The 15,370-nt window shown below is 72.7% G+C and carries 15 protein-coding genes; 8 read left to right on the top strand and 7 right to left on the bottom strand.

Features of this window, described 5'->3' with window-relative positions:
- Nucleotides 1-54 precede the first annotated feature (54 nt).
- Genes OG992_RS13445 through rimP form a run of 3 tightly spaced genes read right to left on the bottom strand, consistent with a single transcriptional unit; the run spans nucleotide 55 to nucleotide 2,133 of the window.
- Nucleotides 55-387 (bottom strand): YlxR family protein, encoded by a 333-nt coding sequence (locus OG992_RS13445; protein WP_112624296.1) that lies wholly within the window; start codon nucleotides 385-387, stop codon nucleotides 55-57.
- Nucleotides 388-403: 16 nt separating this feature from the next.
- Entirely contained in the window at nucleotides 404-1,447 is a 1,044-nt protein-coding gene (gene nusA / locus OG992_RS13450) for a transcription termination factor NusA (RefSeq protein WP_238671748.1), read from the bottom strand.
- Complete coding sequence (rimP, locus tag OG992_RS13455; RefSeq protein ID WP_238686832.1) at nucleotides 1,444-2,133, bottom strand: ribosome maturation factor RimP; 690 nt, start codon at nucleotides 2,131-2,133, stop codon at nucleotides 1,444-1,446. The genes nusA and rimP overlap by 4 nt, the downstream gene beginning before the upstream one ends.
- A 155-nt stretch (nucleotides 2,134-2,288) precedes the next feature.
- Between rimP and OG992_RS13460 the strand changes: the two genes are divergently transcribed.
- The 7 genes from OG992_RS13460 to OG992_RS13490 all read left to right on the top strand — a co-directional run bounded on the left by OG992_RS13460 (nucleotide 2,289) and on the right by OG992_RS13490 (nucleotide 8,873).
- Nucleotides 2,289-2,816 (top strand): hypothetical protein, encoded by a 528-nt coding sequence (locus OG992_RS13460; RefSeq protein ID WP_266303385.1) that lies wholly within the window; start codon nucleotides 2,289-2,291, stop codon nucleotides 2,814-2,816.
- Nucleotides 2,813-3,250, top strand: coding sequence for a ferritin-like domain-containing protein (locus tag OG992_RS13465; protein WP_238686834.1), 438 nt, complete (start codon nucleotides 2,813-2,815; stop codon nucleotides 3,248-3,250). The genes OG992_RS13460 and OG992_RS13465 overlap by 4 nt, the downstream gene beginning before the upstream one ends.
- Before the next feature lie 52 nt (nucleotides 3,251-3,302).
- Nucleotides 3,303-3,905: a PadR family transcriptional regulator gene (locus tag OG992_RS13470; protein ID WP_238686835.1), complete on the top strand. Its 603-nt coding sequence runs from the start codon at nucleotides 3,303-3,305 to the stop codon at nucleotides 3,903-3,905.
- Nucleotides 3,902-4,636: an ABC transporter ATP-binding protein gene (locus OG992_RS13475; RefSeq protein ID WP_238686836.1), complete on the top strand. Its 735-nt coding sequence runs from the start codon at nucleotides 3,902-3,904 to the stop codon at nucleotides 4,634-4,636. Before OG992_RS13470 ends, OG992_RS13475 begins: the two co-directional genes overlap by 4 nt.
- On the top strand, nucleotides 4,633-7,410 hold the full coding sequence (locus OG992_RS13480) for an FtsX-like permease family protein (protein ID WP_266303386.1): 2,778 nt from the start codon (nucleotides 4,633-4,635) through the stop codon (nucleotides 7,408-7,410). The genes OG992_RS13475 and OG992_RS13480 overlap by 4 nt, the downstream gene beginning before the upstream one ends.
- 73 nt (nucleotides 7,411-7,483) lie before the next feature.
- Nucleotides 7,484-7,984 (top strand): nitroreductase/quinone reductase family protein, encoded by a 501-nt coding sequence (locus OG992_RS13485; RefSeq protein ID WP_266303387.1) that lies wholly within the window; start codon nucleotides 7,484-7,486, stop codon nucleotides 7,982-7,984.
- Between the two features lie 151 nt (nucleotides 7,985-8,135).
- On the top strand, nucleotides 8,136-8,873 hold the full coding sequence (locus tag OG992_RS13490) for a nucleotidyltransferase domain-containing protein (protein ID WP_266303388.1): 738 nt from the start codon (nucleotides 8,136-8,138) through the stop codon (nucleotides 8,871-8,873).
- 6 nt (nucleotides 8,874-8,879) lie between these two features.
- Here OG992_RS13490 and OG992_RS13495 read toward each other — a convergent pair whose 3' ends face one another.
- Complete coding sequence (locus tag OG992_RS13495) at nucleotides 8,880-9,593, bottom strand: VIT1/CCC1 transporter family protein (protein WP_266303389.1); 714 nt, start codon at nucleotides 9,591-9,593, stop codon at nucleotides 8,880-8,882.
- Nucleotides 9,594-9,648: 55 nt separating this feature from the next.
- The gene (gene map, locus OG992_RS13500; RefSeq protein ID WP_112586528.1) at nucleotides 9,649-10,506 is read right to left on the bottom strand and encodes a type I methionyl aminopeptidase; all 858 of its coding nucleotides are present in this window, start codon (nucleotides 10,504-10,506) and stop codon (nucleotides 9,649-9,651) included.
- 95 nt (nucleotides 10,507-10,601) lie between these two features.
- On the opposite strand from map, the gene OG992_RS13505 reads away from it, so the two are divergent.
- Nucleotides 10,602-10,916, top strand: a complete 315-nt coding sequence (locus OG992_RS13505; RefSeq protein WP_238686840.1) for an STAS domain-containing protein — start codon at nucleotides 10,602-10,604, stop codon at nucleotides 10,914-10,916.
- Nucleotides 10,917-10,941: 25 nt separating this feature from the next.
- On the opposite strand, the gene OG992_RS13510 is transcribed toward OG992_RS13505, so the two are convergent.
- Entirely contained in the window at nucleotides 10,942-14,601 is a 3,660-nt protein-coding gene (locus OG992_RS13510; RefSeq protein ID WP_266303390.1) for a SpoIIE family protein phosphatase, read from the bottom strand.
- Nucleotides 14,602-14,794: 193 nt separating this feature from the next.
- Nucleotides 14,795-15,346: a pyridoxamine 5'-phosphate oxidase family protein gene (locus OG992_RS13515; protein ID WP_238686842.1), complete on the bottom strand. Its 552-nt coding sequence runs from the start codon at nucleotides 15,344-15,346 to the stop codon at nucleotides 14,795-14,797.
- Between the last annotated feature and the right edge of the window lie 24 nt (nucleotides 15,347-15,370).

Below are 15,370 nucleotides of genomic sequence, written 5' to 3' on the forward strand. Positions count from 1 at the left end.
GCGACCTCACTCGTGCACTTGAAGCCTGGTCATTTCAGGGACTTCATCGTGTGCTCATGTCGGTCGTCCTACCCTGCTAGCGACCCTCGCCCGGTCGGGCTGACCGGACGTAGTGGTTGGCGCATCGACGTGCTCCGCCAGCGCACCGTGGTCGAGGACCTCGGTGCTGCGCAGCGCACGCCCGAAGGCGCGGCGCCGCACCGCCAGCGCGAAGCAGGCCGGATCCGGGTGCATGTTCGCTCCCCGACCCGGCAGCCTGCGGCGCGGATCAGGCCGGAGGCTGTGACCAGCCTCGTCCCTGACCGCGACGATTCGCAGCAATTCGCTGGCCGGCGCACGTTGCCGGCAACCCACACAGGTGCGCTCCGGCTGCGCGCGTCGTACCACTGGAGGAAGTCTACCCCTAGCTCCCCGAGATCGCGCCGCCCGGCTCCCGCACGTGATCAGTTACCCCACGCGCCGCCGGCGCGGTCTGCTCCGCATCGGAACGAATGTCGATCCGCCAACCGGTCAAACGGGCCGCGAGTCGGGCATTCTGCCCCTCCCGACCGATGGCGAGCGAGAGCTGGAAGTCGGGAACTGTTACCCGGGCGGCCCGGTTGGCCAGGTCGACCACCTCGACCCGCAGCGCCTTGGCCGGCGACAACGCGTTGCCGACGAAGGTGCCCGGGTCGTCCGACCAGTCGATGATGTCGATCTTCTCACCGTGCAGCTCGCTCATCACGGCACGCACCCGCTGACCCATCGGGCCGATGCAGGCGCCCTTGGCGTTCACCCCGGGGGTGGTGGAGCGGACGGCGATCTTCGTGCGATGGCCCGCCTCACGGGCGATCGCGCCGATCTCGACGGTGCCGTCGGCGATCTCCGGCACCTCCAGCGCGAAGAGCTTCTTGACCAGAGCCGGATGCGACCGGGACAGGGTGATCTGCGGCCCGCGCATGCCCTTGGCCACATGCACCACGACGCAGCGGACCCGCTCGCCGTGCGCGTACCGCTCGCCGGGCACCTGCTCGGACTGCGGCAGCACGCCCTCCAGCTTGCCCAGGTCGACGCTGACGATGCCCTTCTCGGTACGCGTCTCGTGCGCCTGCACCACGCCGGTGACCAGGTCACCCTCGCGGCCGACGTACTCACCGAAGTGCACCTCGTCGGTGGCCTCCCGCAACCGCTGGAGGATCACCTGCTTGGCGGTCATGGCGGCGATCCGGCCGAAGTCGTGCGGGGTGTCGTCCCACTCCCGCACCAGGCTGCCGTCGGCATCCATCTCCTGCGCGTACACCAGGGCGGCGCCCGACCTACGGTCGATCTCCACCCGGGCGTGCGGCTCGGCCCCGTCGGTGTGCCGGTAGGCGGTCAGCAACGCGGTCTCGATCGCCGCGAGAATCGTGTCGAACGGGATCTCCCGCTCGCGCTCGAGTGCGCGCAGCGCCGCGAGGTCGATGTTCACCTCTCCTCGTCCTCCACATCATCTTCGTCGTCGATGTCGTCTGAATCGTCGATCTCGTCGGAATCATCCGCGTCGTCGAACTCGTCGTCCGGCTCACCGAGCTCGGCGAGCCGGGTGAACTCGATCTGCACACGGCCCGGGCCCAACTGGGCGTACGCCCAGGTGGCGCGGCCGTCGTCGGTCTCCAGGTGCACGCCCTCGTCGTCGGCCGCGACCACCCGGCCGGTCAGCTGACGGTCACCGGCGGGCTGCTCGCCCCGCTGGCCGGGCAGCGCGGCCGCGCCCCGGGCGGTGACCTTGACCAGTCGACCCACGTTGCGCCGCCAGTGGCGGGGCAGGGTGAGCGGCCGGTCGACGCCGGGTGAGCTGACTTCCAGCTGGTACTCGCCGGCGACGATGTCGCCACCGGTCTCCTCCGCGGCGTCCAGCGCGGCCGAGACCGCGCGGGAGACGACCGCGACGGCGTCCAGGTCGATCCCGCCGTCGGTGTCCACCATCACCCGCACCACGTGCCGGCGGCCGGCCCGGGAGACGGACAGGTCCTCCAGGTCGTAGCCGGCGTCGTTGACCACCGGCTCGATCACGGCCCGCAGTCGGTCCCGCCGTGCGGCGAGGTCACCGCCGCGGGGGCCCGCAGCACCGCGGGGTCGACCCGTCGGCCTGGTGGCACGGCCACGCTGCGTCATCTCCGCACCCTCTCCCTGGTCGACGGGGACCGGTAGTCCCGCCATGCCGGCACGCCACCGGAGTGGACACGCCGGTGGTTGCGCAGAGCGTAACGCGCCTGCCCGGCGGCGGACCGGGCGGCGCACCGACGCCGGTGACCCCCGGAGCGGCACGGATGGTGTTGACTTGGCCGGTGGGGAACGGCAGAACGACACAGCGCGACCAAGCATCCGGACATTCCCGGCGAAAGCTCCTGAGTGCCGGCGCGCTGCTGGTGCTCGGCGGCGCCGTGACGCCGCTGACCGGCTGTGATCTTTTCGACCGCGACGACCAACCAGCCCCGCCACCCGACCCGCTGCGGCCGATGGTGGACGAGTCACTCGCGCTGGCCGCCGCGTACCGGGCGAGCGCGACCGCCCATCCCGACCTCGCCGACCGGCTCAACCCGATCGCCGAGACGCACACCGCGCACGCCACCGAGCTGGCCCGGGTGATCGGCGTGACGGTCCCGTCGGCGGCCTCCGCCGCCCCGACCACGGCCCCGGCCGCCGATCCGAACGGCGCGCGCGCCGCCCTGCGGGCGCTGGAGAAGACCGCCCAGCAGTCCGCCACCGCCGCCTGCGCCGCGGCGCCCGCGGAACGGGCGGCACTGCTCGGGTCGATCGTCGCCGCTCGGGCGACTCACCAGGAGGCACTGAAGTGAGGCAGCCGTCCGCCGAGGAGGCACTCGCCTCCGCCCTGTCCGCCGAGTACGCGGCCATCTACGCCTACGGACGGATCGGTGTCCGGCTCAGCGGAGCGGCGCGGGACGCGGCACGTCAGGCTGAGGCCGCGCATCGACGTCGACGCGACGCGCTGGTGGTGCAGCTCACCACGGCCGGCGGCGTGGTCCCGCCGGACCGCGCCGGGTACGCCCTGCCGTTCCCGGTCACCGACCGGGCCAGCGCCCTGCGGCTCGCCGCCGAGGTGGAGGAGCGCACTGCCGCCCACTGGCGGGCGGCCCTGGCGTCCACCACGGGCGCCGACCGGGACCAGGCGCTGGCCGCCCTTGTCGAGTACGCCGTGCGGGCCACCCGGTGGCGGAAGACTGCCGGGTCGACCCCGCTGACTGTCCCGTTTCCCGGTCGACCGGCCTGAGCCGGTCCACTCCGGTTGCGGTACGCATACCAGGTATGCATACTCCGTTGCCATGTCCATCCGTCACGGGTTGCTCGCCCTGCTCGAACGCGGCCAGATGTACGGCTACCAGCTGCGCGCCGCGTTCGAGGAGTCGACCGGCTCGACCTGGCCACTGAACATCGGTCAGGTCTACACCACGTTGTCCCGGCTGGAACGGGACGGTTTGGTGCGCCCGCTGCCGGAGAGCGAGGCCGGGCAGCGCCCGTACGAGATCACCGACGCCGGCCGGGCGGACCTGGCGCTGTGGTTCGCCACCCCGATCAGCCGTACCGACCGCCCCCGCGACGAACTGGCGATCAAGCTGGCACTGGCGCTCACCACCCCCGGGGTCGACGTCCGGTCGGTGGTGCAGGCCCAACGCAGCGCGACGATGCGGGCCCTTCAGGAGTTGACCCGGTTGAAGTACGGCAGCAACCGGCCGGAGGACCTTCCCTGGCGACTCGTGCTGGACTCGATGGTGTTCCAGGCCGAGGCAGAGGTCCGCTGGCTGGACCACTGCGAGACCAGTCTGGTCCGGCACCAACCCAGCGGCCCGGCGCCTCCCCCGTCCCGACCCGATGACGCCGACGCGCGGGACGCGGCTCGCTGGGCCGGCGAGGAGGCAAGACGGTGAGCGGATCGGACGACGCGGTGCTGGAGCTACGCGCCGTCCACCGCACCCACGGCGCCGGGCCGGCGGCGGTGCACGCGCTGCGCGGCGTCAGCCTGGTCGTCCGGCCCGGCGAGCTGGTCGCCGTGATGGGGCCGTCCGGCTCCGGAAAATCGACCCTGCTGGCTCTCGCCGGTGGGTTGGACCGTCCGACCGGCGGCGAGGTCCGGGTCGAGGGGCAGCCGCTGGGGGCCCTGGACCGCCGCGGGCTGGCCCAGCTGCGCCGCCGTCGGATCGGCTACATCTTCCAGCAGCTCAACCTGCTGGGCAGTCTGAGCGCACTGGAGAACGTGGCGCTCCCGTTGGAACTCGACGGGACCAGCGGGCGTCGGGCCCGCGCACTGGCCATGGCCGCGCTCACCGAGGTGGGGCTACCCGCGTTGGGCGACCGTTTCCCGGACCAGCTCTCCGGAGGGCAGCAGCAGCGGGTGGCCATCGCCCGCGCGCTGGTGGGCGACCGCCGGCTGGTCCTCGCCGACGAACCCACCGGGGCATTGGACTCCCAGACCGGTGAGGCGGTGCTGCACCTGCTGCGCCGCCGGATCGACGCGGGAGCCGCCGGCGTGCTGGTCACCCACGAGGCACGGCACGCCGGCTGGGCCGACCGGGTGGTGTTCCTCCGCGACGGCGTCCTGGTCGACACGACTGCACCGCTGGGCAGTGTCGAGCAACTGCTGTCCGGCAGCGACCGGTGACCGTTCGCCGTCCGACGCGGGCCCCCGGTCGGGCCGATCCCGCGACGCAGCGGCCGGTCGCGCCACCTGCCCCGGTCGGCCGACGGCGGTTCGCCGAGCTGACCGGCTCCTGGCGGGCGGCGCTGCGGATCGCCCGGCGGGAGTCACGCCGGTCACGGCGTCGGACCGCCCTGGTGCTCGCGATGATCGCCATGCCGGTGGCGGCGCTGGCCTTCCTGGCGGCGAGCTACGACATGGCCGAGCTGACCCCACAGGAACGCGTCGACCGCCGGCTCGGCGTGGCCGACGCGCAGCTGCAGTGGATCGCCAACGGCCCGGTGGGGCAGGACGAGTGGGGCGAGGGTTGGTACACCCGCGACGGCGCTCCCCCCGGGAAGGTCACAGCGGACCGGCTGACGGCGCTGCTCGGGCCGGGCAGCAGGGTCACCGAGGTGCGTCAGAACGTCCCGCTGACCCTGCGCGGCCCGCACCGCGACGAGGTCGTGAACGGTCGGGTGCTGGACCTCACCGACCCGCTGGCCCGCGGGCTGGTGCGGTTCCGGGCCGGCCGGGCGCCGCAGCAACCCGGTGAGGTCGCTGTCAGTCCGAGGGCGTTGCGTCGCCTGGACCTTCGCCTCGGCCACGCCGTGGCCGCCGCCGACGGCAGCAGGGCGTACACAGTGGTGGGCGTGGTCGAGTTCCCGGACGACCTCGGACCGGTGGTCGCGCTGCACCCGGGGGCCGTGCCGTCGACCGGCCCGGAGCCGGACGGAGTCTGGCTGGCGGACGTGCCGGGCACCGTCGACGAGGCGCTGGTGTCCCGGCTCAACGCCAGTGGGGTGGTGGTCACGGCGCGGTACCAGATCGGCTCGGCGACCGGGGCGGACCGGACCTGGCTCGGGTCGGTCTTGGGGGACAACCCGAACGACCTGAGCACCGGCGTCCTGATCGCCGGCCTCGGGCTGCTGGAGGTCGTCCTGCTGGTCGGGCCGGCCTTCGCCGTCGGAGTCCGTCGCCGTCGACGGGATCTGGCGCTGGTGGCGGTGGCGGGCGGGGACGCCGCCCAGCTTCGCCGGGTCGTGCTGGCCGACGGTGTGGTGCTGGGTGTGCTGGGGGCCGCCGCCGGCCTGTTGGTCGGCGTCGGAGCGGCGTTCGCGGGTCGCCCGCTGATGGAGCAGTACGTCTTCAGCGCCCGTTTTGGCGGCTACCGCTGCTGGCCGAGCGCGCTGGTCCTGCTCGGTGGCGTCGCGGTGCTGGCCGGGGTGCTCGCCGCGCTGGCACCGGCCTGGACAGCCGCCCGGCAGGACGTCAGCGCCGGGCTCGCCGGACGACGTACCCCGGCGAAGTCTCCGGGCCGGTGGTTGGCTCTCGGACTGGCGCTGGTGGTCGGCGGGGCGGGGCTGGCGGCGTTCGGGGCCACCCGGACTTCCCCGGCGGTGGTTCTCACCGGGCTGATCCTCGGCGAGTTGGGCCTGGTCTGCTGCACGCCCACGCTGCTCGGGGTGCTCGCCCGCCTCGGCCGGGTGTTGCCGCTGGCACCACGGATCGCTCTGCGCGATGCCAGCCGCAACCGGGCCGCCGCGGCACCGGCCATCTGCGCCGTGATGGCCGCCGTGGCCAGCAGCGTCGCCCTCGGCGGATACCTGGCCAGCGAGGGCGCCCGCGAGGCGCGCGCATACCGGCCGGCGCTGCCGACCGGCCATGTCATGGTCAACCCGGTCGGATCGGCCGGGCAGCCCACGCTGGCCCAGATCACCGACGCGGCCCGCAGTCAGTTCGGGGTCGGCGCTGTTGCCCCGGTGCAGACACCGAGCTGCGGGGCGGGGCGCACCGGCTACTGCGACATCGCACCGGTGCTCCCGCTGACCCGGGCCTGCCCCTGGCAGCCCGGCGTTCACCTTCCCGCGGAGCAGCGCCAGCAGGCCCGCGCCGATCCCCGCTGCCAGATCAGCGAGGCGGACTACTTCGGCGGCTACGTGGAACCCGGAGTCGACGACGGGACCGCACTCCCCCTGCTCACCGGCGTGGACCCGGCGACGACAGCCGCCGCCACGGCCGTGCTGCGCGCCGGAGGCGTGCTGGTGACCGACCCGCGCTACCTGCACGACGGCCTCGTCACCGTCCGGGTCAGCGAGGTGGAGGCCGGGCCGGACCGGCCGGTCACCGTCCACGACCTTCCGGGGTACGCGCTGCCCCGGGCGACCGGCCAGTCCCGTCTGCTGCTGTCCGCCGCCGCCGCGCGGCAACTCGACCTGAGCTGGTCTCAGACCGGTTGGGTGATCGGCACCACGACCCCGCCCGACGAGGAGCAACAGGCACGGTTCGCCGCCGTCCTGCGGCCGTTCGGGACGCTCGCGCTGAGCGTGGAGAACGGTGGTGCCCCACGCGACGTCTCACCGTTGCTCCTGCTGCTCGCGGCGGCGGCCGGGCTGATCACCGTGGGGGCGGCCGGGATCGCCACCGCGCTCGCCGCCGCCGAGGGACGCGCCGAGCTGACCACCCTCGCGGCCGTCGGCGCGGCCCCAGCGGTACGCCGGCTGCTGGCGATCTGCCAGGCCGGGGTCATCGCCGGTCTCGGGTCGGTGCTCGGCATCGTGGCCGGCCTCGGCACCGCCGCGATCGTGCTGGTCTCGGTCAACCGGCAGTACGCCAGTTACTGGCCGGTATCCGATCCGTACCCCTTTCTGGTGCCGTGGCCCGCGCTCGGGGTCCTGGTGCTGGTGCCGGTGGTGGCGATGCTCGGGGCGGGCCTGTTCACCAGGGCCCGACTGCCTATCGAACGGCGGCTGGACTGACCGATGCGCCGGGCCACCGAAAGGGACCGCGCGGGGGTGCCGCCGGGGCCGGGCAGCCGGCAGACTGACCGGCGTGTCAGTGCTCAGGAATGTCGTCCGTCGCGCCGGTCATCATCGCTGGTTCGGCGCCACCGCGCGCCTGCTGGTTCCGGCCGATCGGATGGTTGGTCGACTCACCCGGGGCCGGGTGGTCGCGCTCGGCCTGCTCCCCTCCCTGCTGATCACCACGACGGGCCGCCGCTCCGGCAAGCCGCGCAGTAATCCGCTGCTGTACGTGCCGGACGGCGACGCGTACGTGGTGATCGGCTCCAACTGGGGGCAGACCCACCACCCCGGCTGGGCGATGAATTTGCTCGCCGATCCCGCCGCCGAGGTGGACGTGAAGGGCCGGCGGGTCGCGGTGCGGGCCGAACGGGCCTCCGGCGCCGAACGGGACCGGTTGTGGCGGCTGCTGGTCACCGCGTGGCCGGCGTACCACACGTACGTGCAGCGTGCCGGCGGCCGGGAAATCCACATCTTCCGGCTGGCCCCGACCGGGCGCGGCGCGCCCGACGCTCCACCGTCGGCTGGCTAGGCTGACGCTCGGTAGCCAAGGCGAGGTGGTCCCGTGAGCGCGAGGAGTGAGCCGGGGTTGCGAGCCCCGCAGCCGCGAACAAAGGCGGTCCCGTGAGCGCGAGGAGTGAGCCGGGGTTGCGAGCCCCGCAGCCGCGAACAAAGGCAGTCCCGTGAGCGCGAGGAGTGAGCAGACCGGTGTCGACCGGGGCCTCGAGGATCGACGGTGGACGGTCGCGGAGCGGGTCGCCGAGGCGGTTCGACGTCGGTTCCCGGCCGATGCGCTCGCGATCGCTGTGCATGGGCCTCTGGCGCATGGGGACGACGACGGCGGTGGGGAACGCGAGGCGGGAATGCTGGTGGTCACCTATCGACCCGGGACCGGCCCACCGCCGGCGACCCGGCGGGTGGACGGGGTGCTCGTCGATCTGACAGTGGCCGCCGCCGAGGACTACCTGGCCCAGGCCCGGGTGCTCTCCCCGCTCTGGCCGCTGACCGCCGACCGGTACGTCACCACGCAGGCGTTGCACGATCCGACGGGCTGGTTGCGGACGTTGCGCGACGAGCACCTCGGTCGGCTGGCTCGGGCCCGGCCGGCGGAGTTCAGCACCGCGGCCCGCCAGGCCTGGTACAGGGGCAGCGCGGCGCACTCCCGGGCGGCCCGGCTGGCCGAGTGGTACGAGACCGATCAGGCTCTGCTGATGCTCGGTGAGGCCCGGCTGGCGGCGGCCACGGTGACCGGTCTGCTGAGTCGCACCTACTTCCGTGATCCGGGGGACGCGGTGCGGCGCACCGGGTTGGCCGGCGCGGACATGACCGAGGTGGGTGTGGTGCTGGCCCGGCAGGCCGAGGAGTTGGCGGCCCGTGGTCGCGCTGTCGACGGCACGATCGACGAGCTGCTCAGCACCTGAGGCGCGTCACAGCCCGCCCGGTACGCCGATCAGCGAGCCGACCAGGTAGGTGGCGCCGGCCGCAGCGGCGCCCAGCAGCAGCTGGCGTAGCCCACTGGTCCACCAGGGACGGCGGGTGAACCTGGCCACCACGGCACCGGCGGCGAACAGCCCGAGCCCACCGACGGCGAGCGCCAGCCACAGTGCGGTGGCGCCGAGCAGGTACGGCAGCAGCGGGACCAGCGCGCCGACCGAGAAGAACAGGAACGACGAGATCGCCGCCGCCCACGGGCTGGGCTGGTCGTCGGGGTCGACGCCCAGCTCCTCGCGGACGTGCACCCGCAGCGCCTCCTCCGGGTCGCGCCGCACCGCCTCGGCGACCTGGGTGGCGAGGTCCCGGGGCAGGCCCCGGGCCACCCACGCGTCGGCCAGCTCCCGGGCCTCCGCCTCGGGGTGCCGTTCCAGTTCCCGTCGCTCCTTTGCCACCTCGGCGGCGACCTGCTCGTTGGCGGAACGCACGCTGGTGTACTCGCCGAGGCCCATGGAGATGGCACCGGCGACGAGGCCGGCGCTGCCGGTGAGCACGATGCTGCGGGGCGACACCCCGCCGCCGCCGACACCGGCGATCAGGGCGATGTTGGTGACCAGGCCGTCCATCGCGCCGAAGACGGCCGGGCGCAGCCAGCCGCCGGAGACGTCCGCGTGGTGCGCCTCGCGTAGCGCCGCCGGGGTGTCGGTCACGGCGCCTGCCCTTCGTTCGCGACTGCGGGACTCCGCTTCGCTGCGTTCCTCGCGCTCACGGAAGGGTCAGGATCTCGTGGCCGTCGTCGGTCACCACGATCGTGTGCTCGAACTGCGCCGTCCACTTCCGGTCCTTGGTGACCACTGTCCACCCGTCGTCCCACATGTCGTACTGGTAGGTGCCGAGGGTGATCATCGGCTCGATGGTGAACGTCATGCCGGGCTCCATGATGTCCGTGGGGCGCGGGCTGTCGTAGTGCGGCACGTAGAGGCCGCTGTGGAAGGCCTCGCCGATGCCGTGGCCGGTGAAGTCGCGGACCACGCCGTAGCCGAACCGCTTGGCGTACGACTCGATGACGCGGCCCACCACGTTGATCTGGCGTCCCGGGGCGACGGCGCGGATGCCGCGCATCATCGCCTCGTGGGTCCGCTCGACCAGGAGCCGGGCCTCTTCGCTGACCTCGCCGACGCAGAAGGTGGCGTCGGTGTCACCGTGCACCCCACCGATGTACGCGGTCACGTCGACGTTGATGATGTCGCCGTCGGTCAGGACCGTGGTGTCCGGGATGCCATGGCAGATGACCTCGTTGAGGCTGGTGCAGCAGGACTTCGGGAAGCCCTTGTAGCCCAGCGTCGACGGGTACGCGCCGTGGTCGCAGAGGAACTCGTGCACCACCTTGTCGATCTCGTCGGTGGTCACGCCGGGCTTGCAGTGCTCGCCGGCGAGCTGGGTCGCCTGGGCGGCGAGCCGGCTGGCGAGCCGCATCTTCTCGATGGTCTCCGGCGTCTGCACGTGCGAGCCACGCCACTCCCGCGGACGCGCCTTGCCCACGTACTCCGGTCGGGCGATCTGGGGTGGCACCGGTCGCATCGGGGAGAGCGTGCCTGGTGTCAGCGGCGGACGGACGGTCATGCCGCAAGCCTATCGCCGGGGCCGCCGGTGACCCGCGCCACGGCCACCCGGTGGAGGTTGTTGCCCTGCCAGGGTGGCTGTGCCATGGTGTCAGCGTGGATCAAGGGGGAGCACCGCCCGTCTTCTCCGCCAGCGCCGAGATCGACGGTGACCACCTCCACGTCGTGGTGGCCGGCGAGGTCGACATGGCGACAGCGGACACGATGCTCCAGACGGCGCTGCGCGAGCCCGCCGGGAAGATCACTCTCGACCTGAGCGCTGTCACCTTCTTCGACTCGGCCGCCATCCACGCCCTGGTCCGGCTCGCCCAGGAGTTTCCGGGGCGACTCACCGTCCGCCCGTCCCGGCAGGTCCGTCGGGTGCTGGAGATCTCCGGCCTCGGCGAGCAGGGCTGGCTCGACCCGGCCTAGGCGCCGGCCGCCGCCGGGCGCGCGGTCAGTCCTGCAACTGCCGGCGCAGCGTCACCTCGGTGCCCTCAGCGGTACGCCGTACCGACAGTTCGCCCAGCGCCCTGATCAGGTCCAGGCCGCGGCCCCGGAAGCCGGAGCCGGTCGACTCCCGCCACTGCCCGCTGTCGCGCACTGTGGCCGTCACCGTCCGATCCTCGATGGCCACCTCCACACTGATCATGGCCTCGGCCGGGTGGACCGGGTGCTCGATGGCGTTGGCGGCGGCCTCGGAGACGGCGACCGTCAGGTCGAACAGGTCGGTCTCGCCGACGGAGTGCGCGACCAGGAAGTCCTCCAGCCGCTTCCGGAGCACGCTGAGCCGGGTCGGGTCCGCCGGTAGCCGCAGCGCGAAGCGGTTCAGTTCTGCCGCCTCCAGGGCGAGCACCGCCACGTCGTCACGGCGCGGCCGTCCGGTGACCCGCTCCACGACGGCGTCGATCAGGTCCACCACGTGCTCACTCGGGGTGGCCGCGTCGACGCGCAGCTGGGCCAGTGAGGCATCGATGCCGATCTGACGGTCCTCGATCAGCCCGTCGGTGTAGAGCAGCAGTCGAGTGCCGGCCGGCAACTCGCCCACGACCGACTCGTACGTCGCGTTGGGGAGGGCGCCGACCGGTGGACCGAGCGCCCGGTCGTGCAGGAACGCCACGTCGCCTCCCGTGATCAACAGTGGGGACGGGTGACCGGCGCTCGCGTACCGCAGCCGACCGGTGCGGGGGTTGAACAGCAGACAGACCACTGTCGCGAAGGAGCGGCCCTCGGTGGAGCCGACCAGCCGGTTGAGCCGGGTCAGCGATTCACCCGGATCGAAGCCCTCCAACACGTACGCCCGCAGCGCGTTGCGCAGCTGCCCCATCGCCGCGGCGGCCCGGACGCCCTTACCGACCACGTCGCCGATGACCAGCACCAGCTCATCGCCGTTCAACGCGATGGCGTCGTACCAGTCGCCGCCGACCTCGACGTCGGCGCTGCCGGGCAGGTAACGGCTGGCCACCACCGCGCCGGGCAGTTGGGGTAGCGACCGGGGCAGCAGGCTGTGCTGCAGCGTGGTGGCGATGCGGTGTTCGGCTTCGTAGAGCTGGGCGTTCTCCAGTCGCACCCCGACGAGCCGGGCCAACTGGGTCAACGCGGCGTCGTCGGCCTGCGCCTCGTCGCCGGCCGCCCGCCAGACCTGCAGCTCACCGAGCTGCTTCCCGGTCGTGCCGGTCAGCTCGGCCACGAAGGACGGGTCGGCGGCGGTGGTGCCGCCGCCATCCGCCTCGAAGCGCGTCTCGGCCGCGGTGACCACCACCCGAGCGGCCTCGGCGAGAGTCAACGCGTGCCGGGCGGCGACCTGGAGCACGTCGGCGGTGGATCGGGCGGTGTTCACCGCCACCGCCGCGTCGGCCAGCGCCCGGAGCCGGCGGATGATCTGCCCGCGCAGCTGGCCCAGCTCGACGTTGGCCCGGACCCGGGCGATCAACTCCTGCGCGGAGAACGGCTTGGTGAGGTAGTCGTCGGCGCCGACGGCGAGCCCGGCAACGGCCTCCGCGGAGCCGGCGCGGGCGGAGAGCAGCACGATCGGCACATGCCGGGTACGCGAGTCCGCGCGCAGCGCGCTCACCAGCCCGAACCCGTCCAGCCGCGGCATCATCACGTCGGTGAGCACCAGGTCGAATCCGCCCTCGCGGGCCAGCGGCAGGGCATCGAGCCCGTCGTTCGCGGTGACCACGTCCCAGGTCGGGGAGAGCAGCCGACTGACGTGCTCCTGCAGGTCGGCGTTGTCGTCGACGACCAGGATCCGGCCAGCCGAGGTGCCCTTCACCGGCTGCCGGTCCAGCTCGGGTGTCGACGCGACGCCGGCCCACAGCGCGGTCTCCGCAACGAAGAGCCGGGCCTGCTCGGGCTCACCCACGGGCAGCGGGTCGAACGCCGCCACCCGGTCCGCCGGCAGGTGCGCCGAGCCGAACGGGACGGTCACAGTGAAGGTGCTGCCCACGTCGACAGTGCTGGTCACCCCGACCCCACCGCCGTGCATCTCGACAAGTTCCCGGACCAGCGCGAGGCCGATGCCGGTGCCCTCGTGGGTGCGTGCCCGCACCCCGGGCACCCGGTGGAACCGTTCGAAGACGTGCGGCAGCTCGTCCGGCACGATGCCGACGCCGGTGTCCGTTACCTCCAGCCGGGCCGCGCCCTCGACGGCCCGGATCCGCACCCGGATCTCGCCGTCGAAGGTGAACTTGACCGCGTTCGACACCAGGTTGAGGACGATCTTCTCCCACATGTCCCGGTCGACGAAGACCGGCGTCGGCAGCGGTGGGCAGTCCACCACCAGTCGCAAGCCGGCCCGGTCGGTGGCCGAGCGGAAGGTGCTGGCCAGGCGGGCGGTGTAACCGGCGAGGTCGGTGGGCTGGTATCGGGCGGCGAGCCGACCGGACTCCAGTCGGGAGAAGTCCAGGACGGTGTTGACCAGCTTGAGCAGGCGCAGCGCGTTGCGGTGCATCATGGTGAGCCGGTCGGTTTCGGTGGCGGGCAGCTCCGGGTCGGCCAGCATGTCCTCCAGCGGGCCGAGCACCAGGGTCAGCGGGGTACGGAACTCGTGGCTGACGTTGGCGAAGAAGTTGGTCTTCGCCCGGTCCAGCGCGGCCAACTCGGCGGCGCGGGCCCGTTCCTGCTCGTACGCCCGCTGGGTGCCGACCGCCCGGGAGATCTGGGCGGCGACCAGGCCGAGGAAGTCGCGGTAGTCGTCGCTGAGCGGCAGCTGACGGGCCACGCCGACGACCAGCGCGCCGACCGTCTGGTTGCTCGCCGTGAGCGGCAGCACGAGGGCGTGGTCGGCGGCGTCGACAGGCGACGCGTCGAGCAGAGCGGCCACCTCGATCGTGGCGGGCGCGTCATCGTCGGTCAGCCGGGCCACCAGCCGTGCTGTGACATCGGCGGCGGGCGGGGTGGTACCGGTGCAGCCGGCCAGGGTGAGCTGGTCGTTGTCGTCAGCCAGATAGATCAGGGCGAACGGCACGTCGGCCCGGTGCCGGCCGAGCACCCCGGCGGCGGTCCGACCCAGTTCCGTGGCGCTGCCGATGTCGCTCAGCTCGGCACCCAGCTCGGACAACGCTCGCAGCCGACGCTCGCCGAGCACCCGCCCGGTGGTCTCGCTGACGATGCAGTAGACGCCACTGACCGCGCCGTCGTCCCCCCGGATCGGGTCGTACGAGACGTTGAAGTAGGTCTGCTCGACGAAGCCGTAACGGTCCAGCAGAAAGGGATGGTCCTCGCCCCGATAGGAGCGGCCGGTGCTCCGGACGCTGTCGAGCAGTGGGCCGAGCACCGCCCAGGTCTCGGCCCAGTTCGTGCGGGCCGGTTGGCCGATCACGTCCGGGTGTTTGCCGCCGATGGTCGGCCGGTAGGCGTCGTTGTAGAAGGCCAACTGCTCGTCGCCCCAGAACATGACGATCGGCGCGCTGGAAGCGAGCATCATGCCGACCGCGTTGGAGAGCGCCGGGGGCCATTGATGGGGCTCACCCAGCGGGCCGGAGGACCAGTCGAAGGAGGCCAGTCGCTCGCCCATCTCACCGCCGGCCGCGAACGCGGCCGCCAGCATCGGCGGGGTCTCGCGACCGGACAGGGCGGGATGCCCGATGTCCGCGCCCCCCTGGGCCGAGCTCATGCAGCCTCCCGCTCCGGCCGTACCCCTCGACCGTTGATCTTCACCCGCCGTGCTCCGACTTGTACCCCAGCGGACCAGCAACGTAACGCATCACGACAGATGGACGCTGGTTACGTACGCGTGAGCGGTCGGGCACCGGACAGTGCGGGTGGACGGAGGCGTCGAACGGCGGTGGCCGGAACGCTCTGACGAGTCAGAAGACCGGCAGCCCGTCGATGCTTGCCGCGTTCTTGGTGGCCCGGTAGGTGACCAGATCATCGGCGCTGCGGCGGGAGTGTGAGGTGAGTAACAGATCACGTTCGGCCCGGAAGTCCATCAGTGGCACCGCGTATCCGCAGGAGTCACTGACCCGCTCCACCTCGACAGTGATGACCGCCCGCACGGCGTGCACGTCCGGCGGCGCGGGAAACTCGGCGAGCCGATCGGCGAAGGCGTCCTCGGTGACCGCGACGCTGCTGCCCCGACCGTGCAACCGGACGATCTTCGGCGGGCCGTCGAAGGCGCAGAACATCAGCGTGATCCGGCCGTTGTCCCGCAGGTGGGCGATGGTCTCCGCCCCACTGCCGTGATAGTCGAGGTAGGCCACCCGGTGCGGGCCAAGGATCACGAAGGTGCCCCGCATGCCCTTCGGCGACACGTTGACGTGCCCCTCGACCCCGGACGGGGCGGTCGCCACGAAGAAGAGTGGCTGGGCCACTATGAAGTCACGCAGTCGAGCATCGACCTCCGGATAAACCTTGCCCATGCGCCGATCCTCCCACCGGTGCCG

It is taken from the genome of Micromonospora sp. NBC_00362, from assembly GCF_026342155.1.
Lineage (GTDB): Bacteria > Actinomycetota > Actinomycetes > Mycobacteriales > Micromonosporaceae > Micromonospora > Micromonospora hortensis.

Coding starts and splice junctions, on each gene's coding strand:
- rimP (WP_238686832.1), bottom strand. CDS start 2,133: ATGACGCAGCGTGGCCGTGCCACCAGGCCGACGGGTCGACCCCGCGGT.
- OG992_RS13460 (WP_266303385.1), top strand. CDS start 2,289: ATGGTGTTGACTTGGCCGGTGGGGAACGGCAGAACGACACAGCGCGAC.
- OG992_RS13470 (WP_238686835.1), top strand. CDS start 3,303: ATGTCCATCCGTCACGGGTTGCTCGCCCTGCTCGAACGCGGCCAGATG.
- map (WP_112586528.1), bottom strand. CDS start 10,506: ATGACCGTCCGTCCGCCGCTGACACCAGGCACGCTCTCCCCGATGCGA.
- OG992_RS13510 (WP_266303390.1), bottom strand. CDS start 14,601: ATGAGCTCGGCCCAGGGGGGCGCGGACATCGGGCATCCCGCCCTGTCC.
- OG992_RS13515 (WP_238686842.1), bottom strand. CDS start 15,346: ATGGGCAAGGTTTATCCGGAGGTCGATGCTCGACTGCGTGACTTCATA.